Genomic DNA, 19,656 nt, shown 5'->3' on the forward strand with positions numbered 1-19,656 from the left:
ACTCGAACGACTTAGCGCTCATTTTCCAGTTCTTTGTCTTTGGACATTTCCCGCACAACACCATGACCGTCTTTATAAATTACTTGCACTTTATCTCCTATCGCAAGTGGTTTATCAAGATTAGCTCCGTCATGGGCATATTCGACTGTTCCTATGCGCTGGAAATAAATGTCGTTCTGCATGTCGTGATCCGTTATTTCTCCCTTGTATATCCCATTCTGAGTATTGGGGTCACGTACTTCTGGGGCGTTGCCTTTCTCAACAGTAATCTCAAGAGTACGCTCCTTATACTTTGCAACGATTGTGGGTTCAAACGTCACTACGTTGCGGGCCACGCTCTTATCTGGACGCTGAACGTCATACATCTGATATGCGCCCTTCATAGACAACAATTTCGGCGTCCCTGACTGTGACAGCATATCGTCTATCTGCATAGGTTCTCGCGTTATGCAATGTACTTGGACAAACTCATATACAGGCTTGCCGTCCTCGCCTATAACGGTTTTCCCGTCATTGCCGCGTTTCGGAGTCGATACCGAAAAACGCGATTCATACCCGAAAGGCTGCTCCGGTTGGCCTAAAACCTTATTGAACGAGTTATACTTGCTCTCGTAGACATATCCGGTAAGATTCTCGCGCGCCGCGCTGAAAAATTCAGTTTGGACGGCATCATCTTTTGATACGACGACTTCTCCGCCGCGTACCGGCTGGCCTTTTACTACAACAGCCTCATGTATGGATCTTGCGAACAGCACAGGAACACGCGAACCGGCAGCGTGTCCATCACGATCGCGCGGCGTCAGAAGAAACGTTTGTCCAGTGAGAAGCAGCGGCTTTTCTCCTTTTTCAAAGGCGGACAGGTCAATCGGCTTCGTACTCCGTATTCTCACACGTGTCCCAGGATCTCTTTCAGACGCAGCGATTCTAAAGCTGGCGGAGTATACCTTTTGCTCCATCGGCGTACCGTCGTTAAGCCTATCCTTTTCTTCTTTGTAAACACGTCCGACGATCTTCCCTACTATGACTTTGCCGTGCTTATATCCGCTATGGATAAAATCGTCTCCTGCCGCAAGCGTTACTGTCTTTCTTTCCTGTTCTGCCATCAGCGATTCCTCCTTATGTTCTTCTTTGTCTTCGAGTCCCTGCCATTCAATCAGCTTTGAGACATACTTTTGCGCGCGTTCAGTCTCGGCTTTCCTCGCCTCGGATTCTCGCTCGTAAGCTTCAATCACCTTTCCTTTCTCTCCGACCGGGGCCTCATCAAGAGCGAAATGTAGCTCGCGATCTCGCGCCCTTTCGGTTGCAATATGTTCGTCGAGCGCTTCCAGCACCTTATCGGCTTCAGCGTTCGTCCACTCTTCCACCGGTTTTTCAATTATTTCGTCCGCTCCCTTCATGTTCCCCTCCCTATCGCGGATTTCATAGCGTACAGCCTCTTCCTCGCTCTGCTGAACTGATCTGCTATGCACCTTTCCCTCGGCAATCTGACGAAATATATCCTCGGAACCGCGCCCGAACAGCGAAGCGCGTATATCCATGAAGAAGTCCTTCAAACGCTGGAAGACGGTGGAGACAGCGGAAGACGACACCCCCACTCGTCCCTCAAGGTACGCAGCATATCTATCCGCGGCGACTTCGCGGCTTTTATAGGTTTTCAGCAATATATTCTGTTCTTCTCCCGTCAGCGTGCCCCATGATGCTTCAAAGACTTCGTGAGAAAATGTTTTGGCGTCACTCATGCCGGCCACAAGGTCAATAAACGTCCGTCCGCCGATAATGCGAGTTCGTCCAGACACAACATCATCCGGTTTGACGTCGCGCCCATAGTCACGACGAACGATATCCGGGTCAACTGGAATCTCGGCTGCTTCCATATCTATAATCCACTTCGTGCCGTTTATAAAATCAAGGCGTATTTTTCCCGAGTCTAACTCAGTTACCTCAGCGCCTTTTATTCGGGCACGTATGTCGTCTATAGATATGCTGGGAAATATATGGCTCTTTTCTTCAAGACTATACATCTCGACGCCTTTATCTGTTTCTCTTGTCTGAATAGCCTCAAAGAACTTATCGAACGCCTCGCGTATCACCGGCATCTCGTCCTTTGTCGGGTACGGATAATCATCTGGAAGTTCATCGCCGCGCGGGGCCGACATAGCCTTCCATGCGTCCTCAGATACGATATTCGCAAGATAGTCGTTAGATGCTCCGCTTTCAGCGAGCTTGTCTATGATATAAGCCTCGAAAGCCCTTGATTGCAGCTCGGTCTTCAACGACCAATACTCCTTACCGGAGCGGCGCTTATCAAGCTCTTCGGAACGTTTTGACAAATTCGTGTCTCTTCTGACGGCGCTCAAGACGCCGCCGAACGCCTGCACCATTTCACGCCGAACCTCGCCCACATCGCCCACCTCACGACCGATGGCGCTCATCGCAGCCACACTCGATTCGCTCATCATTCCTCCCTTCGTAAGCCTAGAGCCGAAATAGTCGTCGACCGCGTGCATCCACTCGTGAGCGAGGCTGCCTGCACCGTTGGTCTTTGTAAGGTTTATCGCCATATAAAGCGGTTCGTAATGAGCCTTCGGCGCGTTCTTTCCGCCTTTGCCGCGAGCTCCGAATGCCAGCCCCAGCCGTCCATTTAGCGACAGCGCCTTCGGCGGCACGCTTATGACATCCGCCATATCCATAAGCGCGTCATAAGCTTCATTCAGGTCGCGCTGCCTTTTATCCTGCTCTACGTAATTACCAAACTCTACGCCGCGAAAACCGAAGGCTTTCATAAACATATCCGGCGTCACGTCTCTTCCGCCGCGACGATCTACTCCTGTACGCGGCTCATTTCCGGCGCGCCGCTCTGACGGAATGAGCTTATAATTCGCCCACCGCTCTTCAAGCAGATCCCCGTTCTCGCTCCGGTACAGCGCAGCTTCTTTTTGTGACGCAAACGGCCCAGCAAGCCGGACATACTCGCGCCCCATCTTTTTTCCTATAAAAATTTCATTTGGCTTGTTCCTGTAACGGAAAAGATCGAAATCCAGCTTTCGCTTTGAAGGTTCCCCCTGTTTTGCCTGTTCTTTGCTTCTTTCAAATTCTTTCTTGAAATCCTTTACGGCATCCTCGAACAGCTCGCCGTAACCGCTCACGCCGCCGCGCTTTTTGCTTTCGATGCACCACATATATTCTGGTTTTGCCAGTTTTTCCCCGTGGATGTAATAGACATCTCTTCGGCTTATCATATAGCCGGACAAGGACACATCGTGCCCAACGGCGAGATATAGCTCTGCTTTCGAAATTACTTTCTTTTTTAATTCTGAATTGCTGTTGAAGCTGTTTATTACTTTTTCTACAGCATAGTCATTATCAAGAATTTCTGATACCAACGCTTTTGTCAGCTTCAATATCTGAGTATATACTAGGGCGTCACGTCCCCAAGAACGCCTCGGTTTATCCGGCACCGTTTCACGTAATGCGCGTATCACGGCCACTGCTTTGGGATTCATACCATTTGTAATGAGTTTCTTGTAATTAGGTTCAGGGAATACCGCTGAAAACTGTTTTTCTAATATCTCGTCGTCAGAGAAGGCCAGCGTTCTGTCCAGTTGGGATTTGATTGCAGCAATATCCTTACGGGCTCCGCCTATCTTTTCCCCAAAGTCCTCTATCTTCTCCGGTTTATCTTCGAGCGCAAAATCACCGTGCGTTTCTGTCCCTGGCTCAATAGACGACGATTCCTCCTGCAACCTGTCTTTGCGTATATCCTCTTCTGACTTCGTCGTCTGTGCCTGTGCGCCGCGCCCGCCTCCGTCCAGATTCAGCTCCGCATTAAGCAAATTCAGCCTCGCCTGCAACGTTTCAAGTTCTTTCGCGTGCTCAAACGGTTTCCGCAACTCTTCAGCATATCCGGCAAGCTGACTCTCTTTCTGCGCCAGCAGCCGTTTCTCGTTCTCAAGAATGTCCGGTATCTTGGCGAGCGCGTTGTTAATTCGTGTGATATTGCCGAGCTTATCGTCTCCTAGTTCTACGTCATACGACCGTCTGCCGCCTTCGCGTTTAAGCAGTAGCACATAGGTGGAATGTCCTCCGAAATAATCTCTGATGCCGACGGACATGTTCATACCTCGGTATTCGCCGATCGGAGTCATCTCTTTTCGAGTAGCGAGTTCCTTTGCTAAAAGTATCTTCTGTCCGGCAGAAGCCTTTTGTGTGCAAACCGTTTCTAACACGGTCATAGGCGAGAACTTCTCTTCGTTTTCGTCGTGCGTGTTGGCCTTAATATATTCTATATCGCTTTCAAGAAACTTTATCTTTGCTTTGCAGTTCGCAATCTCTTCCGGAAGCGTCTTGGCCACGCTATGTTCTAGCATATAACGGTTATCCTGATAGGCTGATTTCAAGAGCGTCAGCCGTCCGACCTGTATATCCAGGTCCATCTTCTCTTTGATACGCGGATCTCCAGCGCACAACGCCTTGATCTCTGCGTACTGCAATACGGATTCGTCGACGTCCTCGCAGCTTCGCACCGGACTTCTGCTCGTCATTATCTGTGCAATGAATTTCTGTTTGTTTTCGATTGTTTGATACAAGTATGCATCGAACGTACGCTCAGTGACGTACCTGTAGATATAGACCTCTTTATTGCGGTTGCCCTGGCGAACTATCCTTCCAGCGCGCTGTTCAAGGTCGGCGGGACGCCAGGGGCAGTCAAGGTCATGCGAAGCGACGAGCCTGTCCTGCACGTTTGTGCCGGCCCCCATCTTCTGCGTGCTTCCCATAAGCACTCTGACATGTCCTTCGCGCACTTTTGCAAACAGCGCCGCTTTCTTCGTCTCCGTATCGGCGTCGTGGATAAAGGCGATCTCGTTCTCTGGCACTCCGGCTTTTATCAGCTTTTCTTTTATGTCGTCATAAAGATTGAATTTCTTCGGATCAGGCGTCGAGAAGTCGCAGAAGATAAGCTGCGTCCCCTTGTCTTCCTTCGTCTCCCGCCATATCCGCAGCACGTTGCTTACGCAGGCGTTGACCTTACTCCCAGGGTCGTCCGGCAAGGAATCATCCATAAGCCTCTGGTCGAGCCCTATCTTCCTCCCATCCGATGTGATCTTGAGCATGTTGTCTTCATCGGGCCGGACGCTCCTGTTTCTTATCTTTTCGGCCCTCTCAGAGAGCTTGCCTATCATCTCGAGCTGCTCAGCGGACGGCTTCACGACGATATTCTCATAATGAGTGGCAGGAACCGGCAGATTAAGCATATCCGCCGTCTTTATATCCGCGCATTCAGAGAACATAGACATAAGCTCCGGCAAATTGAAAAATTTCGCGAACCGCGTCCGCGTCCTATATCCGCTGCCGTCAGGCGACAGCTCCAGCACGTTCGTCGTCTCACCGAACGTAGACGCCCAAGCGTCAAAATGAGCCAGGCCGCGCTTTTCCAGCTCGTGCATCTGGAGATAGCGCTGCATCGTAAAGAGCTCGACCATAGAATTTGAAACCGGCGTCCCCGTAGCGAAGACTATCCCCCTGCCGCCGGTAATCTCGTCCATATAACGGCATTTCATATAGAGATCCGCGCTCTTCTGAGCCTCTGTCGTAGAAATCCCCGCGACGTTGCTCATCTTCGTATACGTCATAAGGTTCTTGTAATTGTGCGCCTCGTCGATAAAAAGCATATCGACGCCGAGCTCCTCGAAGGTTATAACGTCGTCCTTCCGCGCTTCCATACGCTGCTGCAAAACGTCCATCTTTTCCTGGAGGCGCTTCTGCATCTGCTCGTACTTTTTTACGCTGAACCGTTCCCCGTTCGCCGCTTTCAGCGCTGTAATACCGTCCGTTATCTGGTCTATCTGCTCCTGTATAAATTCGCTTTGCCTTTCCAAACTCATAGGAATCTTCTCGAACTGCGAGAAGCCGAGGATAACGGCGTCGTAGTCTCCCGTGGCGATGCGCGAACAGAATGTTTTACGGTTCTTCTTCTCAAAGTCCCTTTTTGTGGCCACAAGGATATTTGCGGCGGGGTAGAGCTTCATAAATTCGGAAGCCGTCTGCTCCGTCAAATGGTTGGGCACGACGAACATGCTCTTTTGGCAAAGCCCCAGCCGTTTGCTCTCCATTGCCGAAGAGACCATTTCAAAAGTCTTGCCCGCTCCGACTACATGGGCCAGCAGCGTATTCGGCCCATATAATATTCTGGCCGCCGCGTCGCGCTGGTGCTTCTCAAGTTTCATTTCTGGGTTCATTCCGGCAAATGCGATATGTGCCCCGTCATATTCGCGTGGCCTAACGTTATTGAAAAGACGGTTATACTTATCTACCAGATACTCCCGCCTCTCAATATCCCTGAATATCCAATCACGGAATTTCTGCTTAATTATTTCCTGTTTTTGCTGAGCGGCGGCTGTCGCTTCTACGTCGAGTTCGCGATGTTCTCCTTCCGGCGTAATCAATGTCTTATATACTCTGGTAGATTTGCCGTTCAAAGCATCTTCTATAAGTTCATAAGCGTTCGCTTTCGCAGTACCGTACACTTGTTCTGAATTGACGTTCGCCCTATCCCCGTTTTTCCCGTTTATCCGCCACTCGGCGGTCATGGGTATATATGTCACTTTCAGGGTATTCACAGCGAAATAATAGTTGGGTTCTAAGAGCTCGACGATGAAATCCTTGACAAACCTTTCGTCGATCCACGGCGAACCGATACGCGCCGTTATCTCGGACGCGGTAAGCGGCTCCGGTTTAACTTTCTCAAGCGCCGTTACGTTCTCCGTATATTCGCCTGGACTGTTTTTTTCGGCAAGCTCTGCGAAGCGTATTTTCTGCAATATATCGCCGGAAAGGTACTCATCAGCGGTGTCGTACACGGCTTTTCCACCGTTCCGCAGCGTCTTCTCCGGATTTTTGTAAATAACTCCGTCAAGTTCTTTGACAATTTCTTCTTCAGATTTTCCGCAAAGAGCACTCATGTAAGGCAAATCGATCGAAGCGCGCTCAGATATAGATACTGCGAGGGCTTCGACCGCAGTTTCTACGCTTGTCGGGACGCTCCTGTAGCCGATTGTCCTCTTCGAGAACATATCCGCCAGCCCTTTGAGATTGCCTTCGGCATCTAGTTCTTCAAGAGAGCACAGTAAGAAGTAGCCGGAATCAGCCTCAAAAGCCTGAGCGTTGCCGCGGCTGTTTATGATCCCATACTTGGCTGTAAAACTGTCGTACAGCTGCCGCAGTTCGCGCTGTTTGGCGGCTATATCCACATCAGATTGTCCGTTCAGCTGATACTCTATCAGCTCGCGCGTACAGTCACGCAGCGCAACAAGCCCTTTTATCCGTTCAGCCCTCATGCCTACAGCATTTTCAGGTTTATACATTACGGCGTTCTCACGGTAATATACTTCTCCGTTGACGACCGTGTAGCTGTAGTTCCGCACGTCAGGATCTGCCGGTATCGTTTCACGAGGTTTTTCTTCATTCTCGTCCAAAACAAGCGAGGCTTCCGTCATTTGTCCTTCGATGCGAGAGCAGGCATTAGCAAGCAAATCTTCCAGGCTTGAGCCTTCTATCGGCATACACGTCGGTACAGGGCCATATGCGGAACTTGTAAGCTCCAGATTGCCGCAGACCATCTCAGGATGCTTTATAAAGTATTCGTTTGCGACTATTCCATCTTCGGTCTTGCCGGTAAATATCCATTCCGGCTCAACGTCCATCACGCGCTCGCGCTTTTGAAGGAACAGGATATCCGACACAACTTCCGTACCGGCTGCGCTCTTAAACGCAGTATTAGGCAGGCGCACCGCTCCCAACAGCTCCGCGCGCTGCGCGATGTAGCGGCGGACGGAAGGGTTTTCCTTGTCCATTGTGTATCTGGACGTTATAAAGGCGACGACGCCTCCAGGGCGCACCTTATCCAAAGTCTTCGCAAAATAATAGTCGTGTATGCTGTAGTTGAGCTTGTTATAGCGAGCGTCCGCCACCTTAAACTGCCCAAAAGGCACGTTCCCGACGGCCAGGTCGAAGAAATTGTCCTGGTAATTCGTATCTTCGTATCCGCAGACCTGTATCGAGGATTTCTGATAAAGCTGCTTGGCTATCCTGCCTGAAACGCTGTCCAGCTCGACGCCATAAAGACGGGATTTGTCTCTTATAGCCTCCGGCATCGTCCCGAAAAAGTGTCCCGTCCCCATTGCGGGTTCAAGAACGTTGCCGCCTGAGAACCCCAAACGTTCAAGCGTCGAGTATATAGCTTCCGTCACAACCGGCGGCGTATAGAAAGCCGTGAGGGTAGAACTGCGCGCCGAACGGTATTCCTCATCGGTAAGCAGCCCTTTAAGCTCCTGATACTCCCTGCTCCATCCGGAATCTTGCTCGTCAAAAGCGCCGGCCAGCCCGCCCCAACCTACGTACTTCGCGAGGGTTTCCTGCTCTTCGGCTGAGGCCATGCGCCCAGACTCTTCAAGCTCTTTAAGCAGCTTGATGGCGGCGATGTTGTTAGCGTACCGTTCTTTCGGCGTTCCGACGCCGATATTCTCGTCCGTTATCCGGTAGTCCAGCGGGATATGGGGACTTGGACTTCCCGGCTTTTTCTCATCGATTACGTGAGCCTCGACCGTTTCTGTTTTCTCATCCGAGTCGGGCTCTTCATCCTCGACGTAGCGCTCCTGTACAGCCTCGCGTTCTTCTTGGGTTATATACGTTCCTTTTTCTATTTCTTTAGCTATGATTTTGATTATTTCAGCATATGAAAAAGATGCTTTCTCTCCGGCCTTTTCTATAGCGATGCCTTTCGCATCATATCTGACAAATCCCCATAGTCCGGATGGATAAATGAAAGTGTGTCCGCTTTGTCCGTATATCTCTTTCAGGGCTTTCTGCCTTTCGGACGCAGCCGAAATTTTTTGAAAAACGTCAAAGATTTTCTCTCTGGTGGAAATAGGATCCGCAAGGCATATCTCGGCGACGTCGGCGTCTGTGATTTTTCTTCCGCCCTTAACAACATCTTCCGGCAAGTTGCGGTCCTTTTCGTCGAGATACGTTCCGCGTTGTATAAGGTCTTCGAGAATATCGCTTATACCATTTACAACCGCGACTCTTTTTGCAGAGGGAGAACGCAATCCGCCAGTCCTAATTTTTTCGTAATGCACGATGCTAGGGTCAATGCTGGCTGAGTTGTATATCCTTGTGCCTCCGCTGTCATGCGTATCAAAGCCGTATCGCGCTCCCTCATATTCCGCAAATAGAGCCTTTTCCATCGCGTCACGCCCGCCAGAGGCGTAGGCTTCAGCGATGCGGTTTTTCGCTCCAGGGAATCCTGTGCCTGCTCGCAGGAATTCTCTTATTTCTTTTTCGTCAACAACGAGAGCTCCGTCGTCGTTAATAAAATCCGGCCCAGTCTCATATAGGTATTTGTCTTCGGCTATCAGCTTTTCTATCCGCTCTTTAACCTCTTCCCAGGTCAAATAAGCATACTCGACGTTAATGCCGCCCCGTTCGCCTACGTTTTCCATATCGTAGACTTGTATGCGTATTCCCTCTTCGTCGTAATTTATGCGGGCCGCTTCATCAGCATTGTCACGTGACAGAAAAGTCTCTTCCGAACCTATGGGATAACAACTTTTTATCGTAGACAATTTTGTTTCGTCGTCCCACGTCGAGCTGATCTTGCCGAAGATTTCTTCTTTGCCCCACGCCGTAGCTGTTCCCATGCAGAGAATCGCGTCTACGGCTTCATGGGTCAGCAGCCTGTTGTCTTCGTAATATTTTTCGTAATATGTACCGTCTGCGACAAATTCAGCTATCCGGTCATACGCTTGCCGCACGGAGACAAATAACGGCGCGTATCCGGGCTTTTCTATGTAAACGCCGTCGTCGCCCGCTTCGACGCGCCCGACAGTACCGTCGCGGAAATGATATTGCAGCGCAGCGTGGGGCGAATAGCTGTTTTTTATGAATATTGAATCGTAGGTTTGGTCTCCGCCTTTATTTTCCGAGACTATTTCGTATACAACGTTTTTGTTGTATTCCAAGCCTGCGGGCGGCATGATTATCCTGTCTATGTCTTCCTGCGGTATCTGCGGCAATGAAGATATGGGCTGTCCGGCTCTGACCGACAGTTCTTCTTCACTTATGAACTCTCTTTCGCGTATGAGATCGAGCAATACGTCGCAAGCATGTGTCCACGATATTTTCATTGCGGCGACCTGGGCATTCGTATTGTGCCTTACTATGCTTATTCCATGCCCGTCATACGAGATATACGCTTTCTTTTGCTCTTCATCCCCTGGTAATGTCATCCACGATGATGTTGTGTTTCGGTGTATATTGCGCAGCCAGTTCACCGCCGCGGCTGTGTTCGCCTCGCGCGTAAGATTCTTATAGACGAGATATTTCTGTGATAAAAGCGTCTCGTCGGAAAGCAGGATGTGCCTGATATATAGTTCGACCTGTTCAGCTTGATTTCTATGGGAGGAAGTATTTGCTGAGTTTATTTCGGCTCGCTGCTCTTCTTCCGAAGGAAACAGCGACGCTTGTTTTAAGTTGTCTTTCTTCCTGCGTCTGCGCGCTGCTGAGGGAGGCAAAGCGCCTCCCTCGCCGTCTTTTAGACGTAAATCAGTTCGCTTCTCGCTATCTCTATCGCTTTCTCGCGCATCATGTTCATATGTCCGACCCACTCCAGCTGATGCTTCATCTTGTCCGGAGCCGGATTTTTCCGCAGCATCTCCTGCATCAGCTCGCGTATCTTGTCTTCCACCTGTTCGTTCAGCTGCTCCAGCGTCTCGTTCAGGTTCCCTGCCAGAATCATCTTGTGGACTTCTTCCGGCTTGTTCTCCTCCAGATAGCGCAGCCTCTCCCGACCGAAGCGTCCGATCCTCTCCGGTATCGCCTCTTCCGCCCGAAGGTCCGGTATGTAGTAGTCCCCGACCAGGACGTATGGTATCCCGTTCTCTATCTTCCTCTTCGGCAGCTCTGCCATCTCCATCGGTTCTTCCTCCGGTTCGTCCTTCTCCGGCCGCTGCATCCAATCCTCCCACGTGAACTCCTGGCGTATTTCTTCCTGTAGTCTGTCGAATTCTTCGTTCGTCATCATGACCTGTTAGGCTCCTTTCTTTCTCCGCTTCTTTGACCGATTTTTCTATGACACGCAGTATAATGCCGGAAATGCGGTTGATTCCGTTGCCAAGCAATGCAAGCTCGTCGTAGTCGAGCATTTCAATTCCATTAAAAGCCGGCGGCAACTTTCCGCGCAGTCCAATACGTTCCAGCACGACTATTATACTGTTTTGTACGATAAGATTATTCAATAATTCTGGCGCATGTTCGTCGATGTAATTGTGATTAGACAGCCACGTAAAAGTTGCTTTCTGAACAGCGTTTTTTATTGCTCGATTTACGCTATCACATTCATCCAGGCGAAAGCTCCGACATATGGAATCTCTAACGATATTGTGCAAATCTCCGCGATATGACCATATCGGCGGTATCTCCTTACCTCCGGTGTCAGAGATATCGAACACGTAGCGCAAGCCCGGCCTGCCATCGACATTGGTAAGCAGCGATACGCCGCTGTTGCCTCGCCTGACATACCGTCCCAGGCTGTTCCACATGCTGTATTCCGCACACGCTGTGGCGTCAGGGCGCTGGGCATGAATCAGCAGTTGATCTTCGAAATTATATTTATAAAACTTGACCGCAGCGTTAAGAATATAATCGTTCCATCTTTCCCGTTTTGAAAAGACGGCTTCTTTAGTCTCTGCTAATAGCTTTTGCGTCGATTCGAGCTTCTTCTGATTGACCATATCGTTCCGTCCCTTTTACCTATGTGACTATCCGTTATTCTCAATTTCTTCATAGTAACTTCCCATGAGCCGTTTCCAATCCACGTTATCGTCCAATAAGTTCGGACATGAAGCATCTGGATAAAACCACTTACGGCCTAGTCCCATAAGAAGCTGATACCAATCGGCAACGTCCGGCGCAAGCAGGTCGCCTTCTGGGCCAATGCGCCGAAGTTCACGATAGACAAGAGCGACAAGCTGTGATTCGTCCATTGCAGAAGTGGTCTTTGCATAAAATTCGATAATGTAGAAATATGGACACGCGCCAAGCTGGTATAGTATCTCCGTCCACTTCGGCGAGATTTTAGATGTCTTTGCCAGCGTGATTTGTTTCTTGCCGCCTCCGCTTTTACGATTAACGACGAATAAAATCTTATCAGGAGCAATATGGTGTAGCTCGTCATACTTACGGATAAGCTGCTCCGCAATCGGGTAAATCTTATTATTCACTATCTCGTAATCAAATTCGCCTTCTGTTCTCTCTGTTTTCCGCGCCATATTCTTCATCCCTTCTTAGCGTTCGATTCCTCGTTCGTTTGTACGTCCCTCTACTCGCAGCCAAGCTCGTTCCTTATTTCTATTCGATGCGACTTCACGACTGCCACGCATCGTCTCTGGATAATGAGCCGTGCGTTTCGCGTAATCAGGCCAATTATGCTTAAACTGATCCGCTTCGCTGCGTAGCTCTCTTGCCCCAGCTGCTATTGCTCTTTCAATATCTGAGACACTCCAGCCGGTTACATACATACGCACGGCAACCATACTGTCTACGACACTGAGATTGCTCTTTGCTCCCGAGCGATAATTCATAATGTCCCTGGCGTGAGCCATGTACGCTTCATAGGCTGTTATGTTTTTTCCGCTCTCGCGTTTTATAGTTCCCATACGCATAAGCCTTGCTTGACGTTCCCTTTCCATCTTTTGTAATTCTCTGAGTATTTCCTCTGCATCTGTTTGAGCTTTACGGCATATAGTTTTTTCCTTAGCGGCATAGACCAATTTGACCTCTGGCTGTGTCCCGTCTTGCAGCCTGCGCGACGGCTTATGATTATGAGTTCCTGCGACGCGATGAGGATGTACTGCTCCTTGTATGTTCTTATCACCGAACTCTTTATTCAGCTTTTTCATTAACAAGTTAGAGATTTCTTTATCATATCTTTCGTGCAACTTCGGGACATTTATTAGCGCCTGAAAGTTTCCTCTCGAGCTTTCGACAATTACCGAAGGCCGATATCCTGCGTCTATCATTCTTTTCAGAGAATCTTTTGTAAGGTCGTCAATGAGAATATGGTGAGTAGTCTTGCTGATCGGCGTGACGTATATGTTTTTCCCTCGCCGATCTTCTTTCTCTATCTTCCATACCTCTTTACGAAGCTCCTCATAGGTATATCCTGGAGACGGAGCGGAGGACGACTTGTCTTTGTCGAAGACATAAGCGCGTGGTTTTCCGTCCGATCCTGTATAGAATGCCGTTATACGGTATCTGTCTGCTTGGGTAGCTTCATTATACGCGGCAAAACCTTGTTCGATTTTATTCATCCTCTCACTCCTTTCCATTTCTGATTTTTTCTCTATCTGGTCATATGGCTTGTCGTGTGCAAGCTCGTCTCTGCGTTTCTGAATTTCTTCCTGTAGTTCTGGGTTATTGATTTTTATTCCGTATCGAGCGGCGATATCTACGCAGCGTTTTACATATTCTTTGCTGCCGTTAACGGTCGCTCCGCCCCATTTCTGCTGCGCTAGCTCTAATGCGTCGCGTAATGTTTTATTTGATTGCCAAGCAACGACATCTATCCTGCGGCCTGTATCAACAAAACTGACAGTATCTGCGAGATTTTCTCTATAAACAAAGCCTCTCCGTATGTTTCCTTTTTCGTTTCGTCCCCACTCGATAATTTCTGTCTTATATGTCGCCGCAGTTCGAATTTTGTTAATATCAACGAAAATTTCCTCGTCACCTGTGAGAATGCCTGAAAGGCTTTCACGATAGCGCCAGAAATCCGCTTCCTTTTTCTTTCCGCGCTGTATAAGCCAGTCCGTATAAGATGGGAATGTTTTGTGAAAAGATTCATTTAGCAACTTCAGACGAATGCTTTTCCGTTCATGCCATTCTTTTCTTTCTTGCAGCTGTTTCCACGCGAGTTCGCTTCTGAGCGCGTTAAGTAAAACTCCTTGCCCTTTCCAACTTAACCTCGTCATGAAGAGCTCTTTACGCTCTTCAGAATGGCGAGCCTTCATCTCGGCATATTCAACATTGAATCGTCTTTTTAGTTCTTCCCGTGCCGTCAGCTTGTCGTTGTAATATTCCTTCCGCGCTTTGAGATACTCTTCTGAGTTGGACGACTTCTTCAGCGGCTCTGCCTCGACGGCCTTGACTTCGAGCTTTTCTTTCGGCTCTTCAAACGCCCCAAGCCGTTTTTCCATCTTCTTCAGCGACAGCCTCTGACTGACCTTTGACAGCTTCACGGCTACATCTCCGACAAACAGCACCGCGCCGGAGCCTTTCTTCTCAAACCGGCATCCGACATCAGCAAGCTCTTTATGCAAGCTCTGCCAGTCGGCGACGTTGAATAGTATCGAAGCGCATCTTTCCTGCGCGATGCGCTCAGCGCTCTTCGCCGAAGTCAGGTTCTCATAGTCCGCCGCCTTCGTACTCAAGTTCGGGACGGCTTTCTTCGTATCTTTCTCAAAAATCTCTCCGTCTATGACTTCGTAATGCTCTCCGCGGTCAAGCACTTCCCATCCCTGTGCGAGCTCTATCCTCCGCGAGATCCTTTCATTGGCTTTATAGTCGAAGCCTTGCGCCGGTTGGATAGACTTATGCGTCGCCGGATCAATCTTGTTGACGCAGATATGCAGATGCAGATTGTCCGTATTTTTGTGCAGCCCGTAGTAACATTGGCAATTTTCAAGTCCCATCTCCAGAAGATATATGGAGACTGCTTCTTCGACTTGCTCTTTAGTCGGGACTTCGCCCTCGCGCCAGCTAAGTATTCCATGATGTATCTTGTTCTTAGCCCGAGGGTTCTCGCCGCCGCACGCTTCCATTTCCTTTATGATTTCTTCCGTACTATCAGATATAGGTGTCAAGTTGCGATGGTTCGTATATATCGTCTTCTCATCATCGCCGCCTCCGGCGATATAACTCACAAGGTCTCGGTAACTGTATTTCTGACGCCCATCCCTACGTCTTTCCGCCGTCTTCGCGATCATTCAATACGGCTCCTTCGACGCGAATTATAAGGTTCGTGATGTTGTCTAAGACTTCAATTTGCTTATTCCACGCCGCCCGCGTCAGCTCAGGCTCAAACTGTTTCTCGTTATATAAGTGCTTTATGAGCCCTCCCTGCCTTACGAGCTCCTGACGCAGAACTCGTAGCTCCTGTGTCAGTACAATATTTCCCCTAGCAGGAACATGTATTCCAGAAAGACGGCGGCGAACTACATCGCATAGAGTCAATCCAGACGCAACGGCTGCATCGTTGAGTTTTTGACGTAGTTCAGGAGTACACCGAAAAATAATTCTGTCTTCAAACTTTGATATTTCTTTCGGCCTATACACCTTAGAATTACTCCTTTCCGCCCGAAGGGCCAAGCCAGATATACGAGAAGCGAAGCGCCGAGTATTCGTTGACAGTGCTTGACAATTCGCGAAGCGATTTGTCATACACTGTCCGGCTTGTCCCGAAGTACCTGCCACATATCTCACTTAAATAATAGCATAATTTTGCATGAATACCAATTCTATTATTGCGATATATTTGAATAAATTGCGACGATGTGCTATTCTATTTTTGAGGTGATTTAATATGAAGACTATTTCTAAAGAATCATTGGAAGAGTTAATGAAAAACTTGGAAAACGTTGAAAAACCGGTTAAAGAGACGTTCACCAGAAGAGAAGCGATCGAGAAGCTCAAGCCGAAAATAAAAGAACTGAAAAGACAAGGATGGAGCTACAAGGAAATCGCACAGGTCATAACGGAACAGAGCCAGAATGAATTACGGCTGCGCCCAAAAGAAGCCGAAGAAATATGTGCCGGCAGAAAACGTCGAGACGTTCTTGAAGACAGCGAACTGACACAACCTTCTCGGGATTTATCTCAAACATCCGACACGCCTGACAACGGCAGCGATGTTGACACAACAGGCGGTGAAATCGAAGCAGCTGTAGAAACGTCCATGAATGATGCAGAGCGAGCAGAAAATCAAGAGGATTAACAAAAGTGCCGATCGCCAGAGTATTTCCGAGAAGAACTTCCGCGACTCCCGATGATGAATATGCGTTCGTCGGTGAGCCGCCATTCGTTGAATTTCTTCCGTCGGATATCACTGAGGTACACGTCTCAGTAACGTTTACTTGGGACATTCCATTCGCGCGCCATCTTGTTCAGACTTGGCGGCATATAGCGCCGGTAAAAATTGGAGGCCCCGCTCTCGGCTCTCCGGCGCTTGATTTTGAGCCTGGCATGTATCTCAAGCAAGGCTATCTTTTTACGTCAAGAGGGTGTCCCAATAATTGTTGGTTCTGTGACGTTCCGCGCAGAGAGGGGCAGCTTCGGGAACTAGATGTAAAAGAGGGATGGAATGTTTTAGACAGCAATCTTTTGGCTTGTTCAGAAGAGCACATCTGTAACGTCTTTAATATGCTGTGCCATAGAAAAGAAAAGGTTCTGCTGACAGGCGGCCTTGAAGCCGAGCGGCTCAGAGAATGGCACGTTGAACTATTTGAAAAAGCAAAAGTACAGGAAGCATTCTTCGCCTATGACCTGCCTGACGATTTACCAGCACTTAAAACAGCTGCGAAGATACTTACAAAAAGCGCATGGTACAGAGAACGCAAGGTCAGGTGCTACGTTCTATGCGGTTACAAAGGAGATACGCCGGAAGCCGCAGAAAGACGATGCAAAGACGTACTTGAACTCGGCTATTATCCATTCGCCATGTTCTACCGCGACGCTCAAGGAAAAAGCGAGAAGTCTCACGAGTGGGCCGCCATGCAGACGAAGTGGACACGACCGGCAGCGATAAACAGCGTCAAGAGAGCCTTAAAACAATCATCTGATCCATTGTCGTATATTCCGTTATTACCTTAGCTTTCTATACAGATACGGAGGAGGTATTAACAATGAACGTCGAGATAGCAATGCTTTTAGTTCTCGTAGGGATGACCGGCATTATTTTGAATGAAGATAAAGAAAACACCGCAACTGCACCTTATTTACACGCCTATAAACTTGCCTGCTATATCAGCGTCGCTGCCGGAATTCTTTTACTTTTCTTCTATGCCTTCCGGCCGGTATTTATAAGATACCTTGCAATCAAGATATAAGTTATGGCTATTATATTTTTAATCTTTTTACCATGCACTGTCCTGTACCTTACATCGGTTTCAATCGTAGTCCAGAAAGCTCTTATTGCCGTGAGCTTTCTCGTTATGGGACTAAGCACACTTGTAAGCCTGTTTTATGCTTGCGGTTTCTTTCAACTGAAAAGGCAAAGAAACGTGCCTAAAACACTCCAATGGTATATAGAGCATTGCATAGAAATTGCTCTTTATGCAGCAATAGCATTAGTTTTTGCCATTAGATTCGACCGATTTATATGAAAAAATTAAGGAGGGCATAAATTGAGACTATTCATAGCAGAAAAGCCATCTCTGGCCCGCGCGATCGCCGAAGCGATCGGCAAGCCTGTCAAGTCAGATAAGCTGTCTATCACTATGGACAACGGAGACGTAATTTGTTGGTCGGCTGGCCATATACTTGAACCGCAAACGCCGGAACAAATGTCTCCAAATTATAAAGCGTGGACTCTGAAAGACTTACCGATCGTCCCATCCGGCTGGACACTTGTCCCTAAGCCTGACACAAAGGATCTGCTCGGCAACATCGGCAGACTGCTCAAACAGGCCGATGTCGTAGTCAACGCCGGAGATGCCGACCGCGAAGGACAGCTGCTTATTGACGAGATACTTCAGTATTTCAACAAATATAATGGCAAAGTGATGCGTATCCTTGTCACCGACATGAACGCCGGTGCAATAAGAAAAGCCTTAGCTGAGATGAAACCGAACGAAGAATACAAAAACCTCTCGCTTTCAGCCGCTGCACGCCAGCGCGCGGACTGGCTGCTGGGCATCAATATGTCAAGACTCTTTACTGTAACGACGCCGAGAGAAAAGGAAACCGTCCTCTCAGTCGGGCGCGTCCAAACGCCGACGCTGGCTCTCGTCGTCGAACGCGACAGGCTGATAGAAAATTTCCAGCCGACGCCGTATTATGTAGTCAAAGCCCGAAGCATCGTCACAAACGGAGAGTTCACAGCGACGTGGAAACCGTCAGAAGACCACCCGGGGCTCGACAGTGAAGGCAGAATCGTCGACGCGAAAATCATCGATGAGCTGGAGCATAAACTTCACAGCAAGGTCGGCCACGTCACGAAATTCCAAAAAGGGACTTCACTGACACAACCTCCATTAACCTACTCTCTGCCTTCTCTACAGATAGACGCATCAAAGGTCTACGGATTTTCTCCCGATCAAACGCTCAAAATTCTTCAAACGATTTATGAGGCAAAGTACGTCACATATCCACGCTCCGACTGCGGCTACCTGCCGGAAACGCTATACGACAACCGTCAGAAAGTCATAGCGGCGATCTCCGCGTTCTCCGACGAGTACAAACAATATCCATACGACATGGCGCTCAAAACATCTGCCTGGAATACGTCTAAGACTGCGGAACATCATGGCATAATCCCTACAGGGACGATACCGATGAAACCCAACGGCGACCAGAAAAAGATATACGACCTCATCGCTAGGCGATACGCGGCTCAGTTCCTCTCGCCGCAGGAATTTGCATCGATCGAAATCGAATACACGATAGAAAACGAACTATTCGCCGCTAAATCACGGCAATGTACCAAACAAGGATGGCACATTCTTTACTCGAAAGTATCCGGCATAGAAGAAGACGCCGGCGCGCCCAAAGATGAAGACAGCCCTATCCCTGACGCAGTAAAAGGCGAAAACGTAGGAATTCGTGAGCTGATCCGCGAGAACAAGAAAACAACTCCGCCTAAACGCTTCACGGAAGCTTCGTTGTTAGCAGCGATGAATAATATACATAAGTACGTTGAAGACCCGAAGATTAAAAAAATACTCAAAGATACGCTCGGAATAGGCACCGCTGCGACACAGGCGAAAATCATCGACTCTCTCATCAACGGAAGAAGTTACATTGCCAAAGATAAAAAAGTCCTCGTCTCGACGCCCAAAGGCCGCGCACTCATCGACGCCGTAGACGATATACTCAGGAAACCAGACACAACAGCAGTATGGGAACAGGCGCTCGGAGAAATACAGGAAGGCCGCCTTTCAATCGACACGTTCATCCAAAATATCGTGAACACCGTTCAGCGTATCACAGACGCCAGGGTGAAAGCACATCCAGAAGTTCGCCCTACGCCCCCACAGGATCAACAGGAAGCGCTTGAACCTTGTCCCGTATGCAAAGAAGGGCGTATGAGGCAATTAACCGGCAAATTCGGCAAGTTCTGGCTTTGTCAGAAGTGCGGTATAACATTGAACGATTATAGAAACAAACCTCAAAAAACCTCAAAGTGCCCGGCATGCGGCGGCCTCGCAGTACGCATCGAAGGTAAGAACGGATTCTTTTGGAAATGCAGGAACGGAGACTGTAAAAAGACGTTCAGCGACGAAAACGGAAAACTTGTAACTCAAAAGTAGAATGCAAATGATAAGCCCCAACTAAGCTAGATGGGGCTCATCGTTTTGATATTTTGGTATATATTATCTATGACTTATA

8 protein-coding genes are annotated in these 19,656 nt (G+C 48.7%); 4 read left to right on the forward strand and 4 right to left on the reverse strand.

The window, feature by feature from the left end:
- Positions 1 to 11: 11 nt before the first annotated feature.
- From ABGT66_RS09595 to traI, 4 genes are all read right to left on the reverse strand, one after another.
- Positions 12 to 10,568: an LPD5 domain-containing protein gene (locus ABGT66_RS09595; RefSeq protein WP_346690379.1), complete on the reverse strand. Its 10,557-nt coding sequence runs from the start codon at positions 10,566 to 10,568 to the stop codon at positions 12 to 14.
- A 20-nt stretch (positions 10,569 to 10,588) separates the two neighbouring features.
- The gene (locus ABGT66_RS09600; protein WP_346690380.1) at positions 10,589 to 11,077 is read right to left on the reverse strand and encodes a TnpV protein; all 489 of its coding nucleotides are present in this window, start codon (positions 11,075 to 11,077) and stop codon (positions 10,589 to 10,591) included.
- A gap of 736 nt (positions 11,078 to 11,813) precedes the next feature.
- Positions 11,814 to 12,332 carry a putative metallopeptidase gene (locus ABGT66_RS09605; RefSeq protein WP_346690381.1) on the reverse strand — a complete coding sequence of 173 codons (519 nt, stop codon included), beginning with the start codon at positions 12,330 to 12,332 and terminating at the stop codon, positions 11,814 to 11,816.
- A 6-nt stretch (positions 12,333 to 12,338) separates the two neighbouring features.
- Positions 12,339 to 15,038 (reverse strand): TraI/MobA(P) family conjugative relaxase, encoded by a 2,700-nt coding sequence (gene traI, locus ABGT66_RS09610; protein WP_346690382.1) that lies wholly within the window; start codon positions 15,036 to 15,038, stop codon positions 12,339 to 12,341.
- Between the two features lie 596 nt (positions 15,039 to 15,634).
- Between traI and ABGT66_RS09615 the strand changes: the two genes are divergently transcribed.
- The 4 genes from ABGT66_RS09615 to ABGT66_RS09630 all read left to right on the forward strand — a co-directional run bounded on the left by ABGT66_RS09615 (position 15,635) and on the right by ABGT66_RS09630 (position 19,577).
- Positions 15,635 to 16,045: a hypothetical protein gene (locus ABGT66_RS09615; protein WP_346690383.1), complete on the forward strand. Its 411-nt coding sequence runs from the start codon at positions 15,635 to 15,637 to the stop codon at positions 16,043 to 16,045.
- 5 nt (positions 16,046 to 16,050) lie between these two features.
- Positions 16,051 to 16,920: a hypothetical protein gene (locus ABGT66_RS09620; RefSeq protein ID WP_346690384.1), complete on the forward strand. Its 870-nt coding sequence runs from the start codon at positions 16,051 to 16,053 to the stop codon at positions 16,918 to 16,920.
- Positions 16,921 to 16,952: 32 nt separating this feature from the next.
- The gene (locus ABGT66_RS09625) at positions 16,953 to 17,156 is read left to right on the forward strand and encodes a hypothetical protein (RefSeq protein WP_346690385.1); all 204 of its coding nucleotides are present in this window, start codon (positions 16,953 to 16,955) and stop codon (positions 17,154 to 17,156) included.
- A gap of 297 nt (positions 17,157 to 17,453) precedes the next feature.
- On the forward strand, positions 17,454 to 19,577 hold the full coding sequence (locus ABGT66_RS09630) for a DNA topoisomerase 3 (protein WP_346690386.1): 2,124 nt from the start codon (positions 17,454 to 17,456) through the stop codon (positions 19,575 to 19,577).
- The last annotated feature ends 79 nt before the right edge of the window (positions 19,578 to 19,656 follow it).

This window comes from uncultured Cloacibacillus sp. (assembly GCF_963926575.1).
GTDB classification, from domain to species: Bacteria; Synergistota; Synergistia; order Synergistales; family Synergistaceae; genus Caccocola; species Caccocola faecigallinarum.

Excerpts from the sequence above, each read along its gene's own strand:
- ABGT66_RS09600 (WP_346690380.1), bottom strand. The coding sequence starts at position 11,077 with ATGATGACGAACGAAGAATTCGACAGACTACAGGAAGAAATACGCCAG.
- ABGT66_RS09605 (WP_346690381.1), bottom strand. The coding sequence starts at position 12,332 with ATGAAGAATATGGCGCGGAAAACAGAGAGAACAGAAGGCGAATTTGAT.
- traI (WP_346690382.1), bottom strand. The coding sequence starts at position 15,038 with ATGATCGCGAAGACGGCGGAAAGACGTAGGGATGGGCGTCAGAAATAC.
- ABGT66_RS09615 (WP_346690383.1), top strand. The coding sequence starts at position 15,635 with ATGAAGACTATTTCTAAAGAATCATTGGAAGAGTTAATGAAAAACTTG.
- ABGT66_RS09625 (WP_346690385.1), top strand. The coding sequence starts at position 16,953 with ATGAACGTCGAGATAGCAATGCTTTTAGTTCTCGTAGGGATGACCGGC.